This window comes from Neobacillus sp. GCM10023253 (genome assembly GCF_042653105.1).
GTDB classification, from domain to species: domain Bacteria; phylum Bacillota; class Bacilli; order Bacillales; family Cytobacillaceae; genus Neobacillus; species Neobacillus citreus.
This window is the reverse complement of record NZ_JBHSHV010000003.1, coordinates 784,830-808,233: the sequence shown is the minus strand read 5'-3', so window position 1 is coordinate 808,233 and position 23,404 is coordinate 784,830. Positions and strand designations below refer to the sequence as shown.

Genomic DNA, 23,404 nt, shown 5'->3' with positions numbered 1-23,404 from the left:
AAGCCCTTCTTCATTCAATTAATCCTGTATCCGTAATTTTAACCTTCGTATCTACCTTAAAGACTATTTCTGGATAAATCTTCTGCCATTCTTTCCAATCATTTTCATTAAAATGGCGGGAACGGTAGCGCAGTCCAAAGCCAATCGGGTCCAGGCCCGACTTCTGGATTTTTACTAAAACGTCATTTACAAATTTGTTTGTTTCCTTTTCTACCTCCTTCTCATATTTGGCTAATCTGGTATTGGGAATTTTTCTACTGGTCTCCTCCACTATCCCTTTTATTTTTATGTCAAATTTTATATATGGCGGTTTCCCTTTTGGCGTATAAATTTTATATGTCGACTTTATTTTCTGCGTATCTATAAAAAACCTGGTTTTGCCCTTTCTTGCCCATATCGCTGATTTTTCTTCCTTATTCAAAAGGAAGTTAAGGGCTTTTGTTTCCTCAGGAGTAAGAGTGAGTTCCATATGACTTTTATTAAAAAGACCGGTCGTATTTATTTCAACAAATTCCTTTTTAGCTTCCACAATCGGCAGCATCGGGTCCACCCCCCGTTCAATCAGCCTCATTTTAAAATCAAACAGGAAATCCGGCAGAATATACGGTGTTTCTGAGCCGTCTCTTCCCATAGCGAGAAACAAAGAGTTCGACGGAATTTGTTCTGATTTTGGTTTGACCTTTAGCACCTCAAGTGCACTAGGCTTGGCAACCGCCACCCAGGCAATCATTTGAATATCTCTTCTTCTTGACAGCCAATAGTAAATCCCGGCATTACCCTTTTGTTTCGCCAGCTTCTCACCAATCAAAATCATCTTTGCGTGACTAAAATCGATTTCCTTATCCACTTTTGTTTTAATAATTCGGACTGCATCCGACATTGAGTCCGCTTGTTCCGAAACTATCGTGAATTCGTTTGGCTGTTGTTTTGACCCACTTGGAATGGCAAATTTAAGGTGGACATCATATTTCTTCGAACTATTCTTGGCAAGATCGACCCCAATACTGACAACAAACAATCGTTTATCGATATCCTTGAACCCACACCCAGTCAAAAGTAAAGAAACGATTACAACATGGAATGCAACAGACCATTTTACAATCCACTTCATGCTAACCGCCTCCTTGCCCATAGGCTAAAAGAAATAACAATAACTACTTCCAGACCTAATCGGGCAATCATCCAATAGACCGTAATTTGATTTAAAAGGATTGTTTCAATGAACATGACCGCAATTACTGCGCACCCACAATAGGCTGAAAGGATAATCCATTTCAGCTTTTTGTTTTCCTTTTTCCTAAATGTCCCTTTAAATAATTCAAATGCGACATGCCAATGCATCGTGATACTCATAAGCGTGATACTCATATAAAACATTAAAAATATAAAAATGACTCTCTCTATCGGACTGTATACGAGGCGCAATGAATCTGACGTCGATATCCAGGGGTATAGATATTCCTGGGCACCGTCCGATCCATGAAACCCGATTGGAATAAAAAAAGTAGTAAACAAATTGAAAAGGCTCATAAAGAAGATGATGATAAAGTTCCAAACTTTAAGTTTTTCTTTAATTACTCGATTAAAAATAACAAGATTGGCATAACCGCTAAAAACGTAAGAAGCTGCAGCAATAGCTTTAAGGCTTGGCCGATCGAACAGATGGGTGCCAACCTCAAGAATTGAATCCCAGCTTAAATAATCACTGGTGAAGGCTTTAAATACGATGAAACCGATTAACGGTGTATTCATAAACAGGATAATTTCTAAAATATACATAACCCTTTCAGTAGGAAGCTGAATAATAAATAAAATAGCGATTAGATAAATCGTCAGCAGTAATAATCTTGGCATTTCCGGATTGATAAAACGGGTTAAGATATCGATAAAACCAACCAGCGTAATGAGCCCAGCAGAAAACGCGGTAAGCTGAATGCTGCCAAAATGGAGAATTGTTAACCACCGGTGCTTAAAAAATTTATCAGCGATTTCAGGGAGTCCTTGCCCTGGGAATTTCGTGATTGCCTTGCTATATAGGCAGGCAAGGGTAAAACCAATCGGAATGGCAATCAACATTCCCATTACCGCCCCTTCATACCGGTATTCGATTAAGATTTTCGGTACAAAAATGATTACGTTAATTATCATATTGATTAATATTAAATAGAGAAAATATCGGTTCAATCCCCTCCCTCCTAACCTAAGTTATTTTTTATTTGGCTTTGATTGTATTAATGTAAGAAATGGCTGGCCAAAACTATCAAGTTTAACCATATACGCGATAAACAATAAAAAGCCGATGACCACACCAACCAGCCCAAACACAGTGGCCAGTCCCAAAACGATATATTTGACAACTCTTACCGAAAAGCTAAAGGCGTTAATGGGGACAACAAAGTTGGAGATGGCAACAGTAGATACAATGATAATCATAATATTACTGACAAGCCCAGCCTCCGTAGCTGCCTGTCCTAAAATTAAACCTCCTACAGTTGTGGCTGTCGGACCAATCGCTTTCGGCAGCCGAATGCTGGCCTCCGTCAACATCTCCATCATAAACAGCATCAACAATACTTCCACGAATGAAGGATACGGAACGAGATTTCGACTCCCGGCAATCGATAAAGCCAACTGCACGCGATATATCTCCGGGTTATAACTGGTGGTCGCCACATACAGACCTGGTAAAATTATACTGACAAGAAGTCCAATATAACGCATGGTTTGCAAGAATCTTCCGACCCAATAGGTTTGATAAATATCAGCCATCGAAGCCATAAAATCCTTCATTGAAGTTGGCAAAACAACGGCAAATGGCGAACCGTGGATTAATAAAATTATTTTTCCTGTTGACAAGTTTATGGCGACCCGGTCCGGTCTTTCTGTCACCAACATGACCGGAAATAGGGAACGATTACTTTTTTTGATACTGTCAAGCAGCTGTTCCCCTGTTTGAAACATATTAATCTTGACATTACCCAAAAATTCTTTGATACGGCCTAATGTGTCCATATCAGCAAATCTAGTGTCATAAAGGAGCATCACCTTCGTTTTGGAAATGGTTCCCACTTGTGAGGATTCAACTTTCAGTGTTGCTTCCGGATAACGGTGCCGGATCAGTCCCAGATTTGTCGGTAAGCTTTCACTAAAACCGGATTGAGGCCCTTGAATCGTCGTTTCCACCGTTGTATCCTGAACGGCATTATTATGGTCAACCTTGCAGTCAAATAAAAAAATATAGTCCTGATAAAAAAGGACTGCCTCCCCCCTAAGCACGCTTTCGACCGTTTGCTCCTCGGTCTTAAATGCTGTTATTTTTGGATGGGATTGAAGATAATCCAAAAATAACTCAGCGCCTTGTATTTCAAAAAAGGGTTTAAGTACATATTGGCCCAAAACCTGTTCATCACTTATTGATTTTATATAATAGGTTTCAAGATATTTTTCCTTGGTGAAGTTTTCTTTAAAAACTACATCTTCCGTCTTTTGAATTTTGTTCATTAGACTTTTTTTGATGGATTCCACTTTAGTAGTCGGCATATGTCTCCCTCTTTAACAACTGCTTTGTACGTTACTGTCCCACAATGGCTGGTATTTTATTCTAAAAAGAGAGGGTATTTATGGGTGATGCTTTATGGTTTTTCGTTGTAATTAGTGGTATTATCGTAATAGTTTTTAAACATTTGTGCGCTTTTTAAGGAGTCTTTATGATAAGAACCATTGCTATAAAAAACAATAAGGAAATCGTCAAAGACGTGGATATCATTCACTTGGTGAAGGGAAATTTCAAGTGGTACTGGATTGATTTTAATCAGCCGACGGAAGAGGAAATCGAATTCCTGAGGGACCCACTCTCTTTTCATCCATTGGCGATTGAGGATTGTATTCATCATTTACAAAGGCCAAAATTAGATTATTATGATAACTATACTTTTTTTGTCACTCAATCCTTAAATCAGGAAACGATTTCAAAAGAAGAGGTGGATTTCTTTCTTAGCGGGAACTATATTGTTACATTTCATTACAGCCCCTCAATGGAAATTAATGAAGTATGGAACCGTTTAAGTCAATCTCCACATATTCAAAAATGGGATCCCTCCCACGTCCTTTATAATATTATCGATAAAATGGTGGACAACTATTTTCCTCCCATTTATAAGATTGAAGACCGCTTAAGTGAGATTGATGAGAATTCAACAGGCAGATCAATGGAGGTGTTGTTGGAGGATTTGTTTGATACCCGGCATCAGCTTCTATCGTTACGACATACGATTACACCGATGCGCGACCTAATCTATCGAATGTTAAATTCGCAGCGGATGACGGAAATGCAAGGGAAAATGGTTTACTTTTCCGATATCCATGACCATTTATTAAAATTAACAGAAATGATTGAAGCAAACAGGGAGTTAACGACGGATATCCGGGACAGCTATATATCCATCAACTCCCACCAGACAAATCACGTAATGAAGGTCTTGACTGTCATCACAACCATTTTCATGCCACTGACTTTTATTGCCGGCCTCTATGGAATGAACTTTCATTATATGCCAGAGCTTAATTGGAAATATGGTTATTTTGCTGTCCTTTTTCTGATGTTCCTAGTCGGGCTTTGGATGTTCTTATGGTTTAAGAAAAAAGGATGGTTTAAGTAAATAAAGGGGTGTCCTTGATACTTTTGGGACACCCTCTTTAAATCTCCATATGATATCATTTAACTATCTTCTCCCGGATTGTAATAGTAAGGATCCCCCTTATGTTTCTTTATTACATCATTATCAATAAATAACTTCCCGTTTTCTAAATAAGTGGCTAATATGATGTTCTCCACTTTTTCACCTGTTTTTTCTACCTCGTTCATCAGCCAGCCTTGTTCTAGTTGGAGATATTTTAGATTATGATAAATAATTTGCCCGTCCATAATTAGTGGTATTGGGACATACTCCTTCTTCACCTTTAAATTTAAATCATTCGGCTGAATTGGCCGGTATTCTGATTTGGGTATCACACTAATGCTGCCCGTTTCCTCCATTACAGCAAGATCAATATTTTGCGTATCTGTATACCCTTGCACCCTTAAATGTGATAATAATTCGTTCATCGGCATACGCACCTTTTTCAGTCCTGTTCGATCAATATCACCATTACGAATTAACACGGTGGGACTTTCGTAGATGATCCATCTTAATTTATTGTTTAGGGATAAACGGATCAAAATTTTATATAAAATAACTAAAATGGCTCCATAAATTATTGCTTTACCTAAATCATTTACTTCAACGGGAGTACTGATAATATTGGTCAGGACAAAGATATACAGTAAATCAAATGTATGCATTTGCGATACGGCCTTTTTACCTGTCATCCTCAAAAATACATATCCTGCTAAAAAAACAATAATTGTACGGTAGATTAATTCCAAAATATATCTCCCCTAGCAATAGTAAAACGACCATTTGGCTCCATATTAGTATTAGATTTTTTTTTGCATCTAAACCAGAAGCATTTTTATTAACATAGAAATTTAGATGTATAATAAAAAGGATCGCTATTATAGAGAGGAGAACATAATTGTGGCATATCCAAACACGGAAGAGACGATGAAACTATTAACAAAGTTAGTCTCCATTCCAAGCCCGTCCGGAAATACGAATGAAGTGATTACCTTTGTTGAAAAATTCTTTGCTGAACTGCAGATTGAAACGAAGAGAAATCGTAAAGGCGGCCTTATTGCAACACTGAAAGGCAAAGACAAAAGCCAGCACAGGATGCTGACCGCGCATGTGGATACACTCGGTGCCATGGTAAAGGAAATAAAATCTAATGGCAGACTGAAAATTGACCTGATTGGCGGATTTAAGTACAATTCGATCGAAGGTGAATACTGCCAAATTGAAACATCGAGCGGCAAGAAATTCACTGGGACCATCCTGATGCATCAAACATCCGTCCACGTTTACAAAGATGCCGGAAAAGCGGAACGGAATCAGGAGAATATGGAAATTCGAATTGATGAGAAAGTACATACAGCAGAAGAAGTCCGCTCGCTTGGAATTGAAGTAGGAGATTTTGTTTCCTTTGACCCGCGCGTTGAGGTGACACCGAGCGGATATATCAAGTCGCGCCACTTGGATGATAAAGCGAGCGTGGCTGTTCTCCTGCAATTAATTAAACAAATTAAAACGGAGAATATCCTTTTACCTTACACCACACATTTCCTCATTTCGAATAATGAAGAAATTGGCTATGGCGGTAATTCCAATATAACACCGGAAACGGTTGAATACTTAGCGGTGGATATGGGGGCAATGGGAGACGGACAGTCAACCGATGAATACACGGTTTCAATCTGTGTGAAGGATTCAAGCGGCCCGTATCATTACGGCTTACGTAAACATTTGGTGCAGCTTGCAGAAGCTAACAATGTTGGATATAAGCTTGATATTTATCCGCACTATGGGTCAGATGCCTCCGCCGCCATCCGTTCCGGACACGATATTGTCCATGGATTAATCGGCCCCGGCATCGATTCATCACACGCGTTTGAACGGACCCACAAATCGTCGCTAGAAAATACAGCCAAGCTTTTGTATCATTACGTTCAATCGGATCTAATTTTATAAAAACCTTCTTAATAAAAAGACCAATTGGTGCCCCGATTGGTCTTTTTGCCGCTTAGTTTCTTAATAAAATTTAATAATTTATTAAGTTTTTATTTATTGAGGCGGGAATAAAAGCTATTTATGATTAGTTAGTAGATTAAAAAAATGGTTCATTTTAACTACATCAAAACAACAATACTGGAGGATTCACCAATGTTTGCTAGGTTAAAAGTTTTCTTTGCCAATCAAAAGATAAAATGGTTTGGCAGATTTTTTTATTACTTACTTATCCTCCTTCTATTATTCTTCATGTATGGCTTCAACGACGCAAGCGCAGGTGCTTATATTTATAACGATTTTTAACGGGAGGCATCCAAGATGAAAATGTTATCAACCATTCAGAGCTTTGCAATTTCAAATCCAAATACATTGGCATATATCTCTCCCACTGAAGAAATCACTTATGGTGAGTTATGGAGACAATCTGAACAAGTAGGAGCATATCTTCTTAACGAAATGAACGAAAGAAAAACTCCTGTGATTGTTTACGGCCATATGGATGCTTCCATGATTAGTTCCTTTTTGGGCTGCGTAAAAGCAGGATTAGCCTATATCCCTGTTGATACCTCCATTCCAATCGAAAGAATCATGACGATCATCAGCCGTTCCCATGCGGAATTCGTAATCAATACAACTGGGCTGGACCTTGATTTTGACAATCTTCCTGTCACGACTGTTAATTTTGAAAAAATCATGGCTGAACAGATAACAACTGCCCCAATTCATGTTGAAAATTGGGTTGACGGTGACGAAAACTATTACATTATTTATACATCGGGCAGTACGGGCAATCCAAAAGGTGTGCAGATTTCTGCCAATAACCTGCAAAGCTTTGTCAATTGGATGTTGAACGACTTTCCAATCACAAGAAATCAGCGGTTTTTAAACCAGGCTCCCTACTCTTTTGATCTTTCCGTAATGGACCTATATCCAGCGCTAGCAAGCGGTGGGACCATTTTCGCGATTACAAAAGAGTTGATTGCCAAGCCAAAGCTGCTATTCGAAGCATTAGCAAAATCAAAAACAGAGGTCTGGACCTCAACACCATCTTTCGTGCAAATGTGCTTAATGGATCCATCCTTTAACCAAGAGCTTTTACCCGAACTGCAGATATTCTTATTTTGCGGTGAGATCTTGCCGGCAACGATTTGCCAGCAGTTAATGGAACGATTCCCTAAAGCTAGGATTTATAATACCTACGGGCCTACTGAAGCAACGGTTGCGGTCACTTCAGTTGAGGTAACTGCAGAATTGCTTGAAGCAAATCCCAATCTGCCAATCGGAAAACCTAAAGCAGATACCCAGATTTTCATTGTCGATGAAAACGGCACCCTCGTCTCACCGGGAGAAAAAGGTGAGATGATTATTATCGGTCCAAGTGTAAGTAAAGGCTATCTTGGAGAAAAAGAGCTGACTGAAAAAGCATTTCTTCGAATCGATGATAAACAGGCCTATCGAACAGGTGACGCTGCCTTTATCGACGAAAAAGGTTTTATTTTCTACAAAGGCAGAATGGATTTTCAAATCAAACTGCATGGCTATCGGATGGAATTAGAGGAAATTGAACATCATATTGCCAATTCCAAGTATGTGAAATCAGCTGCGGTAGTTCCTGTTTATCAAAATGACAAAATAGATTATTTACTCGCAGCCATCATTCCTAATGACCATGATTTTGAAAAAGAATTTCAGTTGACCAGTGCAATCAAAAAAGAACTCGGTGAGGTATTGCCAGCCTATATGATTCCAAGAAAGTTTTCTTATTTTGAAGAATTGCCAATGACAGCAAACGGAAAAATGGATCGCAAAAAATTTAAGGAATTGGTATTGCAATGACACCATATGGTTCTTTTACATTCTTTATCATCCTTGCTGTACTTTTAGCGCCGACTGCTGTTCTGGGACTTATGGGAAAAAGATTTCACACTTACAATATGGTTATAACGGTTGTTGCACTAGGGTTAATCTTTGCTTCATCCCTTAAGCAGGCTGCGGCCTTAAGTCTATTTACCGTTTGGCAGGTAGTATTAATACAGTCATATATTTCGTACCGAAAAAACAGAAATAGCAATGGCGTCTTTTACGGGGCCGTGATCCTATCAATTTTACCGCTTGTTCTTTCCAAGCTGCTGCCCTATTTTTCGGATGTTAATTTCATCGGTTTTCTAGGTATTTCCTATTTAACGTTTAAGGGCACACAATTAGTGATGGAAACAAGGGATGGACTGATCAAGAAAAACCCTCCCCTTTCCCGCCTGCTCTATTTTATCTTGTTTTTCCCGACTATTTCGTCAGGCCCGATTGACCGCTATCGTCGATTTGAAAAGGATATGGCTCTTGAAATGCCAGGGGAACAATATAAATTGTTACTATATGAAGGAATCAATAAAATTTTTCGTGGTTTCCTATATAAATACATTATCGGCTACTCTATTAATCACTATTTTATAGCCAATCTGAGATTTATTGCTCACAGTCATCTTGAGAATCATCTTTATTATATGTATGCCTACAGCCTTTACCTATTTTTTGATTTTGCCGGTTATAGTGCGTTTGCAGTTGGTGTCAGCTATATTATGGGGATTAAATCGCCGGAAAACTTTAATAAGCCATTTATCAGCCGTAATATAAAAGATTTCTGGAACCGCTGGCATATGAGCCTTTCTTTTTGGTTTAGGGACTATGTCTATATGAGATTTGTCTTTTGGATGACTAAGAAGAAGTGGACAAAAAACAGAAACCTGCTCTCAAACCTTGGCTACATTCTGCTGTTTTTATTAATGGGAGTCTGGCACGGCCTTGAGATGCAATATATCATTTATGGGATTTACCACGCTGTATTAATGGTAGCCTATAATTCATTTGAGCAGTTGAATAAAAAGCATAAATGGTGGCCGCAAAATAAATGGACAAATGCCATCTCAATTGTGATTACCTTCCATTTCATTTGCTTTGGTTTTTATATTTTCTCTGGACAATTATTTCATAAAGGAGCTTGATTAAGATGGAATTCAAAAATGAAGTGATTTCTTTGTTGGCAGAAATTTGTCAGGACGATATTGTGAAGGAAAATCCGGATATTGATTTATTTGATGCCGGTTTATTAGATTCATTCGGAACAGTCGAACTGCTTGTCCAAGCCGAGGAACGTTTCGGTATTACTGTTCCGATTACAGAATTTGATCGTGAAACATGGAATACACCGAATCAAATTGCCATTCAGCTGGCTGATTTAAAATGAAAAAAGCCTTATTTTCTCCCATCCTCATAGCCTTTCTTGGATTGGTTATGATCATTGGGATACCCAATAATTGGATTATCAATATGATTCCCAAAAACAGGGTAGCACAAGCTGCAACAGAATTAAACCCATTTATGTTTCAAGGTAAGTATATTCAAGATAAGATGCTTGAAGATCCTCGTTATTTACCTATTTATGGGTCTTCTGAGCTTGCAAGGCTGGACCGTTTCCACCCAAATAATTATTTTCAAGAAACCGGGGCAGATTTTACCCCTTTTCTTGTTGGCCGGGGAGGAATGGAATCATTAATCCATTTTCTTAATTTTTCAGAACATGCCCAGCAGCTGAAAGGCAAGAAGTTAGTTTTTGTTCTATCGCCACAATGGTTTCAGCCTGACGGTACAGATGAAACCCATTTTGTTCCAAACTATTCCTCTTTACAGGGATATGATTTAGCCTTTAACAAAAATATCAATCCAGACCTTAAGAAAAAGGCAATGAAACGTCTTTTACAGTTCTCGCCTGTACAAGACGATCCGATTCTTTCTACTATGTACCGGGCGGAATTGACAAAAGATCCGTGGATTAAACGAGAAAGTTATCTGGTGCGTCCGATTGCGTTCACCTATCGGGAGTTATTAGAGAAGAAAGACCTCTATTATACGTTAGCGGGTGGGTTTTCAAGCAAACGGGACATTAGTCCCTCGGTTAAAAATAAATCATGGACTGAATTAGCGGAACAGGCAGACCGATATGGTGAGAAAAGAGCAACGAATAATGCCTTCTATATTAGTAACTATCAGTATGATAAAATTCGAAAATTATTGCCTTCATTGAAAAACTCAAAAACAGGTGCTTCTTATGGCGAATCACCTGAATACGATGATTTTGAACTTGTTCTTGATCTTTTAAAGGATTCAGGAGCAGAACCATTATTTATATCTGTTCCGGTCAATGGTAAATGGTATGACTATACTGATTTCCCTCAAGAGGGTCGAACTGCCTACTACGATCGTATTAAGAAGCAAATTGAGGCGAACGACTTTCGGATTGCCGATTTCTCCAATCATGAATACGACCCCTACTTTATGAAGGATACTATTCATATAGGCTGGAAAGGCTGGGTTTATGTTGATAAAGCCATAAAAGATTTCTATGATGGACATGAAAATACATCGGTAGCCTTGGAATAGACAGTGCTAGAATAATGGCGGATAAATCTGTATAATATATCTGAACAAATAATCATCGCTAGGAGATGAAGGAATGTTTTCCAACATTGGAGTACCCGGATTAATTTTGATCTTAATTGTTGCGTTAGTTATTTTTGGTCCAAATAAACTGCCGGAAATTGGCCGTGCCTTTGGTAAGTCCATCCGTGAATTTAAAAATGCCACCAGCGGAATTGCTGAAGATATTAAAGCGGAAATACATGAAGACATTAAAGAGGCGAAAAAAGTCGACATTACAAAATAATCCTAAAAACAAGGCTGTCTCAAAACACAAGGGCTTGACCCGTGTTGAGGCAGCCCTTTTTACTTTGTCATTATCTTCTTGATTTTGCCAGTCCCTGAAGTTGATTCATAAGTTTTTTACGGGACTTGTCATTCCGCATTAAATACGCTGCCCCTAATGCTACGGTTGTCATCATTAATTTTTTTCGATCCATACCTATACCTCCCTTTCATGTCTCCCTTTTAAAATTCCCCTTTGACTGTCTTTTAATAATGTAATTTTTATATTGTATAAACACTCAATAGAAAAAGCCAACTACAAATAATTGGCTTTTTCTTTGAGATTTTTTTATTCACCGAGTTTTTCTTTGAGCTTCGCATTATGTTCCTTAAATTGTAATAATAATTGATTAAGGGTTTCTGCTGCCTTTTTCGAATCGTTCTTCTCTACCGCAAGACTAAGGTCATGAAATGTTTTCCATTTCATCATATCTTTTTCACCATGAGCCTTTTTGATAAATTCTTCTTTGGTAATTTTCCCTTCATCTAATTGTTTCTTAAGCTCAGTCATTTTTTGCATTTTCTCTTTCTTCCATTGCTCCCGTTTTCCGGCATTTTCCGGACTCATCCATTTGGTGCGAAGAGCATTTCTCTCCTTCAGAACAGCCTCCCATTCTTTTTTCTTATCTGGAGTATACTTCTCTACCGATGATAAAAGCTGCTTCTGCCGTTCTGCCATTTCAGCCTGCCAGTCACGATGCATCCCATGTTCATGCTTAGTCTCTTCCGCTTCGCAGTCACATGGTTTTTCAAGCTGTTTCCCAGTGGTGTCAGGCACCATATTCGCGTTCCCAAGACCGGGTACCGCCAAGAACAGTCCTAATAATAAACAAACTATTTTACTTTTCATAAAAATCTCCTTTCAAAATCTTTTATATTGTTTCGAAACCAATAAATGTAATTTGGCACGAATTTATAATGCCCAATTTATGAAAAAAAATTTACCATTTTGACAAAATTTTAGTGATTATTAGCTTGTACTCTTTTACAAAATATCGTACTCTAAATACATAAATCACTTGTGAATATCTTCACATACAAAAAATAATAAAACGAGGTTTGCCTTATTTTTTAAAAATTACATGTGAAACATTTCACAAATCAGATATTTTACTGGGAGCTGATGACATATGACAAAGCCAAAAATTGTGATTCTCGGTGCTGGATACGGGGGCATTATTACAAGCAAACGACTGGAGAAGTTGTTAAAAGACGGGGAAGCAGACGTAACCCTTATTAATAAACACGATTATCATTACATAACCACCCAGCTCCACAAAATTGGCGTTGGTACGGCGGCAGATCGGCAATTTGCCATTTCCATTCCGGATTTAGTTGACTCCAACAAAACCCGATTTATTAAAAGTTCAGTATCCACTGTCGATATCCAAAACCAGTTAGTTCACCTAGATGGCGGGGATACCATCGAATACGACTATTTAGTGACGGCATTGGGCTTTGAAGTAGAAACATTTGGGATTCCAGGCATTAAAGAAAATGCCTTGGCAATCCGCAGCTTTAGAAGCTCAAAAGCAATTTATCATCATATCACAAAGCAGTTGAACCTCTATAAAGAGGACCAAGACCCTTCTCGGTTAACCTTTGTGGTTGCTGGCGGAGGATTTACCGGGATTGAGATGCTAGGAGAATTAGCTGAGGGACTGCCAAATCTTTGCAGACAACACAATATTCCATTTGAAAAAGTAAAAATTATTGCCGTGGAAGCGGCTCAATCTGTTATTCCCTTCTTTCCAAAACAATCAATAAAGTATGCAACTGAAACATTAGAGAAATTTAATGTTGAATTAATGACTTCGAAGAAGATATTGGAATGCACTCCAGAAAAACTATTGTTAGAATCCGATTTGGAAATTCCTGCTCGAACTATCATATGGTCCTGTGGCGTAAAGGCAAATTCCATTGTCGAAAAATTTGGATTGCCGCTTGAAAAAGGAAAGATTCCTGTTGATTCGTACCTTAGGGTAAAAAATATCACAAACGTCTTCAGCGTTGGGGATTGCTCACTATTCATGAAGGATGAAAAAAGCTATTTACCCCCTACTGCCCAGGTTGCCCTCCAGCAAGCACCTGTTTGTGCACAGAACATTGTGTCTACACTCCGCGGCAATGAATTGAAGGTGTTTGAATACCATCATAAAGGGACAGTTGCTTCCATTGGCAATTTTGCCGCAGTTGGCTTAGTCGGTCGCTTCCGCCTTTCCGGTTTATTTGGCGCCTTCATGAAACAAGTGATTGAAGCACGATATTTGTTCAATCTCGGCGGACCTGCATTAATCCTAAAGCAGCACTTTAGAATCGACCGCGATCCTGTCAAAATCACTGCAAAACAATAACCTTATGATTAAAGGACGCAGCCAACTTACCTGTCTCGATTGATCAGAAAGACAGAATCTCATCAGATATAGAAAACAGCCCGCTTGTGACAGCGGGCTGTTTTTTATATCCATTCTAATAACTCAAGGCGGTTTCCGAATGGATCATGCAGGTGGATTCGGTTTGCACCAGGGAGATTGTCGTCTGTAGTAAAAGGTATATTGTTATTATTTAGATGCTCTTTTAAGGCATCGATGTTTTCCACAACAAGGGCAGGATGTGCTTTTTTAGCAGGGCTAAAGGGCTCCTCTACTCCAATATGAATTTGGAACGTACCAAACTCAAACCAAACGCCGCCGCGTTTCTTTAATTCCTCCGGTTTCTCCACCTCGGCTAACCCTAAAATATCTCCAAAAAATTTTCTCGCTTCGTCTTCACAGCCTTTTGGAGCAGCCAGTTGAACATGATCAATTTTTTTGACGACAAATGACATATTGATTCCCCCATTTTCTTCGTTTACACCTTTTATTTTATAAAATTTAAAAATTTCTATCAAATTTTAATTTAGTAAACATCCCTCTTTGTAAAGACCATAAACGATACCATTAATGCTGCCGCCCACCACACTAACAGGGTGAGCAATGAAAACGACAGCGTCATACCTTCAATTGGCGGTGCGTTCCCCTTCATATAGTCTGTCAGTCTTAAATTCACCATAAAAAAGAATTTGGCTGATTTCCATGATGAAACCATATTATTTAATATCGCCCCGGAAATTAAGGCCGCCAGCATAACCCCCATCCCTGCCGCGGTACTGCGGATTAAAACCGATAACATAAACGACAAGGTGCCAACGACGATAGCTACGAACCAAACAAGTCCAAAATCCATTAATAAAAACTTCCACAGACTTAACAGCCTTACTTCAGATGTATTTAACCCGGTTTCGGTAACGCTGAATCCAGTCAGGATCGGTGCGCCCCACCCTTTGTATCCGAAAACAAGTCCGGAAATACCATATGAGAGAATTCCGGCAATGGCAATAATTAATGAAACGGCAAGGCATAGTGTTATGTATTTGCTTAAGAGGATTTTCCATCTTTTGACGGGCCGGGTTAAGAGCAGTTTGACAGTGCCAAGACTATGCTCAGAGGAAACCAAGTCACTGGCTATAACCATCACCATTAAAGGAATAAACAGGTCAATCGAATTTTCCAGAAAAATCCGCATAAAAGTAGGTGCCCCGGGTTCTGAGGGATTAATATCATGTTCAAGGTAATACTGCTGCTGCTGAAGCGAGATTTGCAGCTGTTTTTTCCATTCGTCTGAAATCCGGCTGCTCGATAAACGGTTGGTGGTGTCGACAATCTGCTGCTGAAGGATGGTCCGCCAATCACTGGTGCCCAATTTCTCCCGCTGTGTTTCAATCTGCTTATATTGAGCATAAGTAAACAACATGACAAGAACGCCAATGATGATGGCAATAACGATTAATCGTTTCTTGGCGATCAGCTTGAGCATTTCATTTTGAATCAATTTATGCAATTGTCTCACCCCCAGTAAGCTCAAGGAACAAATCTTCGAGCACAGGAAGCTTTCGATGGAATTCAATTACCGAAACCCCAGCTTCAACAAGCTGTTTATTCCACTCAGGCGTTCTTTGTTCGTCAAACTCTGTTAAAATGGTGCCGTCTTCTTTTTCCTCTATTACTGTCATCGCTGCTAATACTTGTTTTCCTTTGTCAATCGGCGCAAGCCGCCAGACGACTCTTTCACGATTTGATAACAACTTTTCAACTGTATCTATGCGTATGATGGCACCCTTTGAAATAATGGCAACCCGGTCACACAATAACTGAATTTCACTTAATAAATGGCTCGAGACAAGGACACTCAATCCTTCCTGTTCGGCCAAAAAGCGGATAAATTCCCGCATTTCACGAATTCCGGCGGGATCTAGTCCGTTAGTAGGCTCATCCAGAATCAGCACCTTCGGATTTCCTAATAGTGCTTGGGCAATTCCCAGGCGCTGCCGCATACCAAGTGAGTAAGTTTTTACTTTATCATGAATTCTTTCGGTCAAGCCAACAAGCTCCGTCACTTCCTTAATGCGTTCTTCGCCGATCCCATCAAGCATGCGAGCAAAATGAAGCAGGTTATTATAACCCGACAAATATGGGTATAATTCTGGATTTTCGACAATACAGCCCAAATTTTCCATTGCCTTTTGAAAATGCTCTCTAATGTTAAAACCACAAATGTGAATAGTTCCGGAGGTCGGTTTGATTAGACCGACTAGCATACGGATTGTCGTTGTTTTGCCTGCGCCATTTGGCCCGAGGAAGCCAAATACTTCTCCTTCCCGCAAGTCAAAGCTCAATCCCCTGATAATCTCTCTACGCCCGATTACTTTTTTCAAATCCTTAACGGACAATGTTATTTTTTTCTCCATCGGTTTAACTCCTTACCATGTCATCAATGCAGCAACTCGTTCAGCTATTAACCGATACCCTTTTTGATTCGGATGGAACTTATCCGAATATAAATAATCATTTACCTTCAATTCAAATAAATCGAACGTCGGAACAAATACGATTTTAGGGAATAAGGCACTAATTTCAGCGCTATCGTAATTCCATTTCCGAACAACTTTTGACATTTCTTTTCCTTGATGTAATTCAATGAAAGGATTGTACAAACCAACAAAGAACACATTGGCAGTCTGATTGTGTTTGCGGATTTCTGTGAAAATAAAATTCAAATTATCCAGATATTTTTTCTCAATAGCGGTTATATCCTCCGCTTGAAAATCCATTAACCCCTGTCCGCCTCGAAACAAATCGTTACCGCCGATTGTCACTAGCACAACATCTGCTTTTTGGATTTGTCTTCCGACTTCCTCCTCCTGAACCTGGTTGCGAAGCTGGTCCGATCTTTGGCCATTAATGCCGAGGTTGGTCAGTTGGACAGACTTTTTGGTTTTTTCCTTGATTTCGTCGACTAGGACACCTACATAGCCTTTCCCCGTCTCATCACCAGTTCCTCGTGTTAAGGAATCCCCGAGAGCCACTACTGTTAATCCCTTTTTCTGATCAACTTTCTGCTCCGAAACGGATGGCTTAGAGATATTTTCCGATGTACCTGCATAATACTCCCCAACTGCCCAACCGAGTCCTCCCAGCCAGAGGAGACAAAGGAGGGCTGCCACGCCCGTTATCGCCCGAATTGAATTCTTACTCATATATTCATCCTTTCTGCCCTTCTTCTATCTTTAATTTAAACACTAATTGTTTGGGAAGCAAATTTGAGAATATGAATTTTAAGCGAAACTTAAAATATTTATTGACTCTACAATACGATTCTAGTATCTTTTATGTAGTTATGAAAACTACATGATTTGCTATTTTGAAATGTAAGCTATTACATCTATTGAATTACGCGGAAGGAAGAGGACTTATGAACAAGGCAAAGATCGCATGGATTACCGATACAACATCTTCTCTCTCTAAGGAATTTATTGAGAAGAATGACATACATGTTATCCCGCTGCATGTTGTTATTAACGACGAATTTTATAAGGAAACGATTGATATTACTCAGGAGGAATTTTACGAGCGAATGAAAAATGAGGATGGGAAATTCCAATCTTCCCAGCCGTCCATCAATGATTTCGTAGAGCTCTATGAGAAGTTGAAAGAGGAATATGATTTCGGGATTGCTGTCCATGCATCAAGTGTTCTAACCGGTACCTATCAAACTTCCGTTTTAGCCGCTAATATGGCTGGCTTTAAACTTTACGCTATTGATTCTCTTACAGGTTCTTATCCACTTTCCTTTATTGTTAAAAGAGGGATTGAGCTTGTTGAACAAGGACTGGAGATTGAAGAAGTTGTATACCAGCTAAATGCTTTGCGTGACCATACGCGACTATTTTTAGTCCCTTCTAATCTCGATCAGCTGCACAAAAGCGGCCGCGTCTCAGGCGGACAAAAAATATTAGCATCGCTTCTAAATATTAAGCCGATATTAGCCATCGAGGAAGGTACGGCAAAAATTAAAGACAAGGTCCGTTCCGATAAAAAAGCCTTTGCTTGGCTAATAAAGACATTAAAAGAAGATTTGGAAACAAAAAAGGTTCAAAAAGCAGCTATTCTTCACGCAAACGATTCAAAAAAGGCTTCAGAACTGGAGAAATTACTTAACGAAACCTTCCCAAATTTAAAAACTGAGATTATGATGTTGATAACCGTTGCAGGAGTTCATACTGGGGTCGGGACAACAGGTCTTTCCTGGGTATGCGAATAAATGAAAACTCGCCGATTGGCGAGTCCGATAGGACGAAGACAGAGGCGTAGTTGAATTTATGCGTTAGGAAAGTATAAATTTGTGAAAATTTATACTTTCCTATTAGCTAAAAATAAAACCCGAATTCCGTTCTTGGAAATTCGGGTTTTTTTTATTAAACTGTAACTAACTCCTCAGACCGTTCGGCAATAGCTGTATCCTTTTCGTTATTTTCTAAACTTCCCATTGGTCCAAAGAATTCAAAGTGGATTCTCTCTTCAGTTACCCCAAGTCCTTTTAAAGAGCCATTAACGGCCTTCATGAATGGAACCGGTCCGCAGAAATAGAATTCAGCATCTTCAATTGCTACATTCTCTTGCAGCCATTCGCGTGTCACATAGCCTTCAACATCGAAACGATTGTTTTGGCGATCATCTTCTGTTGGAGAATCATAAAAAATGCAGCTATTTACATTGTCAAGCTGTGCAAGTTCTTCAACTTCTTCCCTAAGCGCATGGACATTACCATTTGCAGCCGCATGGACGAAGGTAACCTTTCTTTCCGGCTGAAGTTCTACCACTGTTTTTAACATGCTCATCATTGGCGTTAAACCTACACCGCCGCTAAGTAATACGACCGGATTCGTTTTTTCAGTATTTAACACAAAATCTCCTGCTGGCGCACTTACCTTTAAAATGTCTCCTTCTTTTACTTCATCATGAAGGTAATTAGATACGACTCCATCCGGATTTGGAGTACCAGCCTCGCGTTTCACGCTGATACGATAGTAATCTTTTCCTGGAGCATCTGAAAGGCTGTATTGACGGATATGGGTAAACTTTTCCCCTTTAATCTCTAGTAAAATACTAATATATTGACCTGGTTCAAAGCCGGCAATCTCTTTTTGGTCTTCAGGCTTTAAATAGAAGGATGTAATGACATCACTTTCGATCACTTTTCGGTCAACAATAAAGTTGCGGAAACCGTCCCAGCCGCCTGTTTGATTAGCTGCTTGACCATACATTTCTGCTTCCACACCGATGAAGGCACCTGCGATTACTTCATAGGCTTGAGCCCAGGCATCGATGATTTCATCAGTTGCTGCATCTCCTAAAACATCCTTGATAGCAAGCAGCAAATGTTTGCCGACAATCGGATAATGCTCAGGTTTGATGCCGAGGCTTCTATGCTTGTGGGCAATTTGTTTGACCACAGGAATAATGGCTTCAAGATTGTCAATATACATTGCCGCAGCATAAACCGTTCCGGCAAGAGCTTTTTGTTGTCTTCCCTGTTTTTGGTTGGCGTGATTGAAAATGTTCAATAATTCAGGATGGTTCCCGAACATAAGCTGATAAAAGCGTGTCGTAATTTTTTCACCGTGTTGTTCTAAAACTGGAACTGTTGATTTAATAATCTCGATTGTTTTTTGGTCTAACATTATTGTCACTCCTCTTTATGTTTCCACTATAAATGTAGTGAATTATATATCCGTAGTGAATTATATGATAGAAATCACTAAGAAAAAGTGATGTAAATCACTTATTGTTATTTTTGAATAATTCGGACTATGACTTTAGTCGCAAAATTTCCCAGTCAATTCATTTATAATGTAAAATAAAAAGGATTGGTAAATTGTTGAGGTGCGAAATCGATGAAAAGGATTCGAAAAAAAGTAGTTTTATTTTGTTGGATAATATTTGCGGCGGGGATCATTTATGCAGCCTTTTTACAATATAAGATATCCTTAAATTATGGTGTAGTTCCTGCTAAAAATGCGGATTACCTAATTGTTCTTGGCGCAAGAGTGAAAGGCACCGAACCATCGTTAACATTGGCTAGCCGAATAGATGCAGCTGCCCTATATTTAAAGAAAAACCCAAGCACGATAGCCATTGCTTCAGGAGGGCAAGGTCCCGGAGAGGATATATCTGAAGCTGAGTGTATTAAAAGAGAACTGCAGAAACTTGGGATTAAGGAATCTCGGATTGTTTTAGAAGGTAAATCAACTGATACATATGAAAATATTCGTTTTTCAAAAAAGCTCATTCCGATATCTGCTAAAGATGGTGTTGTGGTAACGAATGACTTTCATCTCTATCGTGCCTTGTCACTTGCCGCTGACGCCAACCTTAAGGTACAAGGGCTTCCAGCGGAAACACCGTTGATCAGTGTGCCAAAATCATATATTCGTGAATATTTGGCGATTACAAAATATTATTTAGTTACGTCCCCCTAGCTAATTTAAAAACTCGACTTTTGGTCGAGTTTTTTTGATACTTTATTTTATTTTGGCAAAAACACATGTATCTCTTGGTTCATTTCCAACAACAGAAATACTATCATTTTTTAAAATGCCTTCCAGGTCAAATCCCAGACGTTCCGGAATGGCCCGGCTTTTCACGTTTTTGGAATCGCAGCGGATTTCTACCCGCTTGGCGTTCAATTCTTGAAAAGCAAAATTGGTAATACCCTCAACCGCTTCCGTTATGTAACCCTTTCCGCTATGCCGCGTAACAATCCAGTAGCCAATTTCAAATTTGGGAACATCCCATTTGATCCTATGCAATCCGGAAGATGCAATAAATTCACCGGTTTCTTTATGAAATATATGCAATCTTAGATCTTCTCTAGTGAGAAACTTCGCATGCGCTTCACGCATGTTGGCCTCTACCTCTTCTGGCGTTTGATCGCGGTGGGCCCAAGGCATCCACGGCTTCAGTTCGGTCAAGGAAGCCTGCATTGCCTCATAAACCGCTTTTCCGTCACCCGGCATCGGCTTACGAATAACTAATCTTTCTGTGTAAAATTCTTCTGGGAAATCTATTAAGATAGGTTTCATTTTGTGCACCTCCTAAAAATGGGCTCTTCCGTCTTGAAAGAGCCCCCCCAAAAAGGTAATTTTTAATATGCTTTTGCCCAGTAAACCATCTGATCTGCATCTTTTCCGCAGCAAACGCATTTATCTGATACTTTTTCTTGTTCAAATGGGATACAACGTGACGTAGCGCTGGTATCTTCTTTGATTTTTTCCTCGCAGGCTAACTCGCCGCACCACATTGCTTTGATAAATCCTGGCTTTGCTTCTAAAGATTCCTTTAATTCAGCAAGTGTAGTCGCAACCGATGTTCTTTCTTCACGATGCTTTAACGCTTTGTTGTACAGGTTCGACTGAATCTCCTCAAGCAGCGCTACAAGCTTCTCTTCTAGTTGATCCATTGAAACGACGATTTTTTCCAAAGTGTCCCGGCGTACCAAAACTACCTGCTTGTTTTCGATATCCTTTGGACCAACTTCCAAACGGACAGGAATACCTTTCATTTCGTACTCATTGAACTTCCAGCCTGGCTTTTTGTCGCTGGCATCGATATCGACACGAGCCACTTTGCCAAGGGAATTTTTCAAGTCATATGCAAAGTCCAGTACGCCCTCTTTATGCTGTGCGATTGGCACAATCATGACTTGAGTTGGTGCTGCCTTTGGCGGAATCACAAGACCGCGGTCGTCGCCGTGCACCATGATTAAGGCGCCGATTACACGGGTTGTAAAGCCCCATGATGTTTGATGGACATATTGCAGCTTTCCGTCTTTGTCGGTGTATTGGATGCCAAATGCTTCTGCGAAGCCTGTGCCAAAGTGGTGGGAAGTACCGGATTGCAATGCTTTACCATCATGCATTAAGCTTTCAACCGTAAAGGTATGTTTTGCCCCAGCGAATTTTTCCTTTTCCGTTTTTTCCCCTTTTACAACAGGAATCGCTAGAGTGTTCTCAAGTACATCAGCATACACATTCAGCATTTTGATGGTTTCTTCCATCGCATCTTCATCGGTTGCATGGGCAGTATGGCCTTCTTGCCATAAGAATTCTAATGTCCGTAAAAATGGACGGGTTGTTTTCTCCCAGCGGACGACGTTTGCCCATTGATTATAAAGCTTTGGTAAATCGCGATAGGAGTGAATAATATTTTTATAATGCTCACAGAACAGAACCTCAGAAGTTGGGCGGACAACTAATCTTTCTGCCAACTCTTCAGATCCGCCATGGGTAACCCATGCAACTTCAGGAGCAAAACCCTCTACGTGGTCCTTTTCTTTTTGCAGCAGACTTTCAGGGATAAATAATGGCATATAAACATTTTCATGCCCTGTTTCTTTGATCCGACGGTCTACTTCATTTTTGATATTATCCCACAATGCAAACCCATATGGGCGGATAATCATCGAACCGCGAACACTTGAATAATCGATTAAATCTGCTTTAGTAACAACATCTGTATACCACTGCGCGAAATCCTCATCCATCGCAGTAATATCTTTTACAAATTCCTTAGCCATTTTGACACCTCATCATTTTCTGAAAAATATTTCCCGCTCCAGCGTCTTTTTTAGACGCATTTAGCTTTTTGCATATAAAAAGGCCCTGATCCTAAAAAAGGGACCAAGGCCTGGCGGTACCACCCTAAATTCATAAAGCAAATGCTTTAAACTCTTTGCATGATAACGGATTTGATCCGCATGTATCTTCAATCCATCCGATACAGAACTCGGGAGGCAGGTTCAAATGACCGTCTTAAGAAACCTCGCACCAATGGTTTCCTCTCTTGGTAAGACCTTTTCATTTTACTAATCCCCGTCATTGTTTCTAGTTATATTTTTGAAAAAATTATATATTTCCCTTAGCTAAAAGTCAATTCCTTCATAAGAATATTTTTCTCAGCATTAACCATTATTGGCTTTTTTAAATTTTTAATACTACTTTAATCGACGTTCCGAATCAGTTAAAATGCTATTAATAGCTAAATTGGGGTGATTTGCATGAAAAAGGATAAAAAGGATGAACTTGAGCTCGATGAGGAAGAAAAAGAAGCATTGCTTGAATACATGAGAATGCAAAATGAAGCCCTGAAACGTATTTTTAAAAATGCCGTTGATAAACAAAAAAATGAAGGATGATTCCTCAATTTGTTTCATAAACCTCTTTTTTAAAATCTAGCATTATTTCCCCCGCCCTGAATATGATTAATAGAGAAATGATAGATTTTAGGGGGCATGCTAGTGGTAAAGAGAGAACTGGAGATTAAAAGTGGTCCTTGTACAACAAACAATAAAAATGATATTAAGGTGAATAACCAATTCAGTTTAACAATTAACTTAGGCGATTCATTAAATGTGCTGGCATTGATAGCCGGTATATATCTAATCAAAAGAATCACGAAAAAGAAAAAACTACAAAAGCATATGGAGCAATGGCCTTGATTGTTATTCAATCAGGGTCTTTTTTCGCTGTTTGTTCCTAATTGACACAATATTTACTTTGTTATATAGTTTAACAGGTGAATAGTTCACTAAGTTAACTATTTTTTCGA

Annotated in this window: 26 protein-coding genes and 1 other annotated feature; of the genes, 13 read left to right on the top strand and 13 right to left on the bottom strand. The window is 39.2% G+C overall.

The window, feature by feature from the left end; all coding sequences use genetic code 11:
• Positions 1 to 10: 10 nt before the first annotated feature.
• Genes ACFPA1_RS04285 through ACFPA1_RS04275 form a run of 3 tightly spaced genes read right to left on the bottom strand, consistent with a single transcriptional unit; the run spans position 11 to position 3,540 of the window.
• Positions 11 to 1,111 carry a Ger(x)C family spore germination protein gene (locus ACFPA1_RS04285; RefSeq protein WP_378581449.1) on the bottom strand — a complete coding sequence of 367 codons (1,101 nt, stop codon included), beginning with the start codon at positions 1,109 to 1,111 and terminating at the stop codon, positions 11 to 13.
• Positions 1,108 to 2,184 carry a GerAB/ArcD/ProY family transporter gene (locus ACFPA1_RS04280; RefSeq protein ID WP_378581447.1) on the bottom strand — a complete coding sequence of 359 codons (1,077 nt, stop codon included), beginning with the start codon at positions 2,182 to 2,184 and terminating at the stop codon, positions 1,108 to 1,110. The genes ACFPA1_RS04285 and ACFPA1_RS04280 overlap by 4 nt, the downstream gene beginning before the upstream one ends.
• 21 nt (positions 2,185 to 2,205) lie before the next feature.
• Positions 2,206 to 3,540 (bottom strand): spore germination protein, encoded by a 1,335-nt coding sequence (locus tag ACFPA1_RS04275; RefSeq protein ID WP_378581445.1) that lies wholly within the window; start codon positions 3,538 to 3,540, stop codon positions 2,206 to 2,208.
• A gap of 167 nt (positions 3,541 to 3,707) precedes the next feature.
• Between ACFPA1_RS04275 and corA the strand changes: the two genes are divergently transcribed.
• Positions 3,708 to 4,658, top strand: a complete 951-nt coding sequence (gene corA / locus ACFPA1_RS04270) for a magnesium/cobalt transporter CorA (protein ID WP_378581443.1) — start codon at positions 3,708 to 3,710, stop codon at positions 4,656 to 4,658.
• A gap of 59 nt (positions 4,659 to 4,717) precedes the next feature.
• On the opposite strand, the gene ACFPA1_RS04265 is transcribed toward corA, so the two are convergent.
• A complete protein-coding gene (locus tag ACFPA1_RS04265; RefSeq protein ID WP_213140446.1) occupies positions 4,718 to 5,425 on the bottom strand; it encodes a DUF421 domain-containing protein in 708 nt (235 codons plus the stop codon).
• 151 nt (positions 5,426 to 5,576) lie between these two features.
• Between ACFPA1_RS04265 and ACFPA1_RS04260 the strand changes: the two genes are divergently transcribed.
• The 7 genes from ACFPA1_RS04260 (at position 5,577) to ACFPA1_RS04230 (ending at position 11,382) form a co-directional block, all read left to right on the top strand.
• Complete coding sequence (locus ACFPA1_RS04260) at positions 5,577 to 6,626, top strand: M42 family metallopeptidase (RefSeq protein WP_378581441.1); 1,050 nt, start codon at positions 5,577 to 5,579, stop codon at positions 6,624 to 6,626.
• 192 nt (positions 6,627 to 6,818) lie between these two features.
• The gene (gene dltX, locus ACFPA1_RS04255; protein ID WP_213140447.1) at positions 6,819 to 6,968 is read left to right on the top strand and encodes a teichoic acid D-Ala incorporation-associated protein DltX; all 150 of its coding nucleotides are present in this window, start codon (positions 6,819 to 6,821) and stop codon (positions 6,966 to 6,968) included.
• Positions 6,969 to 6,983: 15 nt separating this feature from the next.
• A complete protein-coding gene (gene dltA, locus ACFPA1_RS04250) occupies positions 6,984 to 8,501 on the top strand; it encodes a D-alanine--poly(phosphoribitol) ligase subunit DltA (protein ID WP_378581439.1) in 1,518 nt (505 codons plus the stop codon).
• Positions 8,498 to 9,664 carry a D-alanyl-lipoteichoic acid biosynthesis protein DltB gene (gene dltB, locus ACFPA1_RS04245; protein WP_378581437.1) on the top strand — a complete coding sequence of 389 codons (1,167 nt, stop codon included), beginning with the start codon at positions 8,498 to 8,500 and terminating at the stop codon, positions 9,662 to 9,664. The genes dltA and dltB overlap by 4 nt, the downstream gene beginning before the upstream one ends.
• Before the next feature lie 5 nt (positions 9,665 to 9,669).
• Complete coding sequence (gene dltC, locus ACFPA1_RS04240; protein WP_213115992.1) at positions 9,670 to 9,906, top strand: D-alanine--poly(phosphoribitol) ligase subunit DltC; 237 nt, start codon at positions 9,670 to 9,672, stop codon at positions 9,904 to 9,906.
• Entirely contained in the window at positions 9,903 to 11,099 is a 1,197-nt protein-coding gene (gene dltD / locus ACFPA1_RS04235) for a D-alanyl-lipoteichoic acid biosynthesis protein DltD (RefSeq protein WP_378581435.1), read from the top strand. Before dltC ends, dltD begins: the two co-directional genes overlap by 4 nt.
• Positions 11,100 to 11,172: 73 nt before the next feature.
• Positions 11,173 to 11,382, top strand: a complete 210-nt coding sequence (locus ACFPA1_RS04230; RefSeq protein ID WP_213140451.1) for a twin-arginine translocase TatA/TatE family subunit — start codon at positions 11,173 to 11,175, stop codon at positions 11,380 to 11,382.
• Positions 11,383 to 11,452: 70 nt separating this feature from the next.
• Here ACFPA1_RS04230 and ACFPA1_RS04225 read toward each other — a convergent pair whose 3' ends face one another.
• Entirely contained in the window at positions 11,453 to 11,575 is a 123-nt protein-coding gene (locus ACFPA1_RS04225; RefSeq protein ID WP_277398128.1) for a hypothetical protein, read from the bottom strand.
• Between the two features lie 134 nt (positions 11,576 to 11,709).
• Positions 11,710 to 12,270, bottom strand: a complete 561-nt coding sequence (locus ACFPA1_RS04220) for a hypothetical protein (RefSeq protein WP_213140452.1) — start codon at positions 12,268 to 12,270, stop codon at positions 11,710 to 11,712.
• Positions 12,271 to 12,550: 280 nt separating this feature from the next.
• On the opposite strand from ACFPA1_RS04220, the gene ACFPA1_RS04215 reads away from it, so the two are divergent.
• Positions 12,551 to 13,774, top strand: a complete 1,224-nt coding sequence (locus ACFPA1_RS04215; RefSeq protein WP_378581432.1) for an NAD(P)/FAD-dependent oxidoreductase — start codon at positions 12,551 to 12,553, stop codon at positions 13,772 to 13,774.
• A 104-nt stretch (positions 13,775 to 13,878) separates the two neighbouring features.
• On the opposite strand, the gene ACFPA1_RS04210 is transcribed toward ACFPA1_RS04215, so the two are convergent.
• The 4 genes from ACFPA1_RS04210 to ACFPA1_RS04195 all read right to left on the bottom strand — a co-directional run bounded on the left by ACFPA1_RS04210 (position 13,879) and on the right by ACFPA1_RS04195 (position 16,995).
• Positions 13,879 to 14,247, bottom strand: a complete 369-nt coding sequence (locus ACFPA1_RS04210; RefSeq protein WP_213140454.1) for a VOC family protein — start codon at positions 14,245 to 14,247, stop codon at positions 13,879 to 13,881.
• Between the two features lie 71 nt (positions 14,248 to 14,318).
• Positions 14,319 to 15,299 (bottom strand): ABC transporter permease, encoded by a 981-nt coding sequence (locus ACFPA1_RS04205; RefSeq protein WP_378581430.1) that lies wholly within the window; start codon positions 15,297 to 15,299, stop codon positions 14,319 to 14,321.
• On the bottom strand, positions 15,292 to 16,206 hold the full coding sequence (locus ACFPA1_RS04200; protein ID WP_378581428.1) for an ATP-binding cassette domain-containing protein: 915 nt from the start codon (positions 16,204 to 16,206) through the stop codon (positions 15,292 to 15,294). Before ACFPA1_RS04200 ends, ACFPA1_RS04205 begins: the two co-directional genes overlap by 8 nt.
• Before the next feature lie 12 nt (positions 16,207 to 16,218).
• Entirely contained in the window at positions 16,219 to 16,995 is a 777-nt protein-coding gene (locus ACFPA1_RS04195; protein ID WP_378581426.1) for an SGNH/GDSL hydrolase family protein, read from the bottom strand.
• Positions 16,996 to 17,210: 215 nt separating this feature from the next.
• Here ACFPA1_RS04195 and ACFPA1_RS04190 point away from each other — a divergent pair, with 215 nt between their 5' ends.
• On the top strand, positions 17,211 to 18,059 hold the full coding sequence (locus tag ACFPA1_RS04190) for a DegV family protein (RefSeq protein ID WP_378581425.1): 849 nt from the start codon (positions 17,211 to 17,213) through the stop codon (positions 18,057 to 18,059).
• Positions 18,060 to 18,213: 154 nt separating this feature from the next.
• Here ACFPA1_RS04190 and hmpA read toward each other — a convergent pair whose 3' ends face one another.
• Entirely contained in the window at positions 18,214 to 19,479 is a 1,266-nt protein-coding gene (hmpA, locus tag ACFPA1_RS04185) for an NO-inducible flavohemoprotein (RefSeq protein WP_378581424.1), read from the bottom strand.
• A 213-nt stretch (positions 19,480 to 19,692) separates the two neighbouring features.
• Here hmpA and ACFPA1_RS04180 point away from each other — a divergent pair, with 213 nt between their 5' ends.
• Positions 19,693 to 20,277: a YdcF family protein gene (locus ACFPA1_RS04180; protein ID WP_378581423.1), complete on the top strand. Its 585-nt coding sequence runs from the start codon at positions 19,693 to 19,695 to the stop codon at positions 20,275 to 20,277.
• A 42-nt stretch (positions 20,278 to 20,319) separates the two neighbouring features.
• Here ACFPA1_RS04180 and ACFPA1_RS04175 read toward each other — a convergent pair whose 3' ends face one another.
• Positions 20,320 to 20,880 (bottom strand): GNAT family N-acetyltransferase, encoded by a 561-nt coding sequence (locus ACFPA1_RS04175; protein WP_378581422.1) that lies wholly within the window; start codon positions 20,878 to 20,880, stop codon positions 20,320 to 20,322.
• Between the two features lie 62 nt (positions 20,881 to 20,942).
• The gene (gene proS / locus ACFPA1_RS04170; RefSeq protein ID WP_213140462.1) at positions 20,943 to 22,373 is read right to left on the bottom strand and encodes a proline--tRNA ligase; all 1,431 of its coding nucleotides are present in this window, start codon (positions 22,371 to 22,373) and stop codon (positions 20,943 to 20,945) included.
• A 95-nt stretch (positions 22,374 to 22,468) separates the two neighbouring features.
• Positions 22,469 to 22,684 (bottom strand) — a binding site (T-box leader).
• 169 nt (positions 22,685 to 22,853) lie between these two features.
• On the opposite strand from proS, the gene ACFPA1_RS04165 reads away from it, so the two are divergent.
• Together ACFPA1_RS04165 and ACFPA1_RS04160 are read left to right on the top strand one after the other, a co-directional pair.
• Entirely contained in the window at positions 22,854 to 22,991 is a 138-nt protein-coding gene (locus ACFPA1_RS04165) for a hypothetical protein (protein ID WP_378581421.1), read from the top strand.
• Between the two features lie 102 nt (positions 22,992 to 23,093).
• The gene (locus tag ACFPA1_RS04160) at positions 23,094 to 23,294 is read left to right on the top strand and encodes a hypothetical protein (protein ID WP_378581420.1); all 201 of its coding nucleotides are present in this window, start codon (positions 23,094 to 23,096) and stop codon (positions 23,292 to 23,294) included.
• Positions 23,295 to 23,404: the final 110 nt, after the last annotated feature.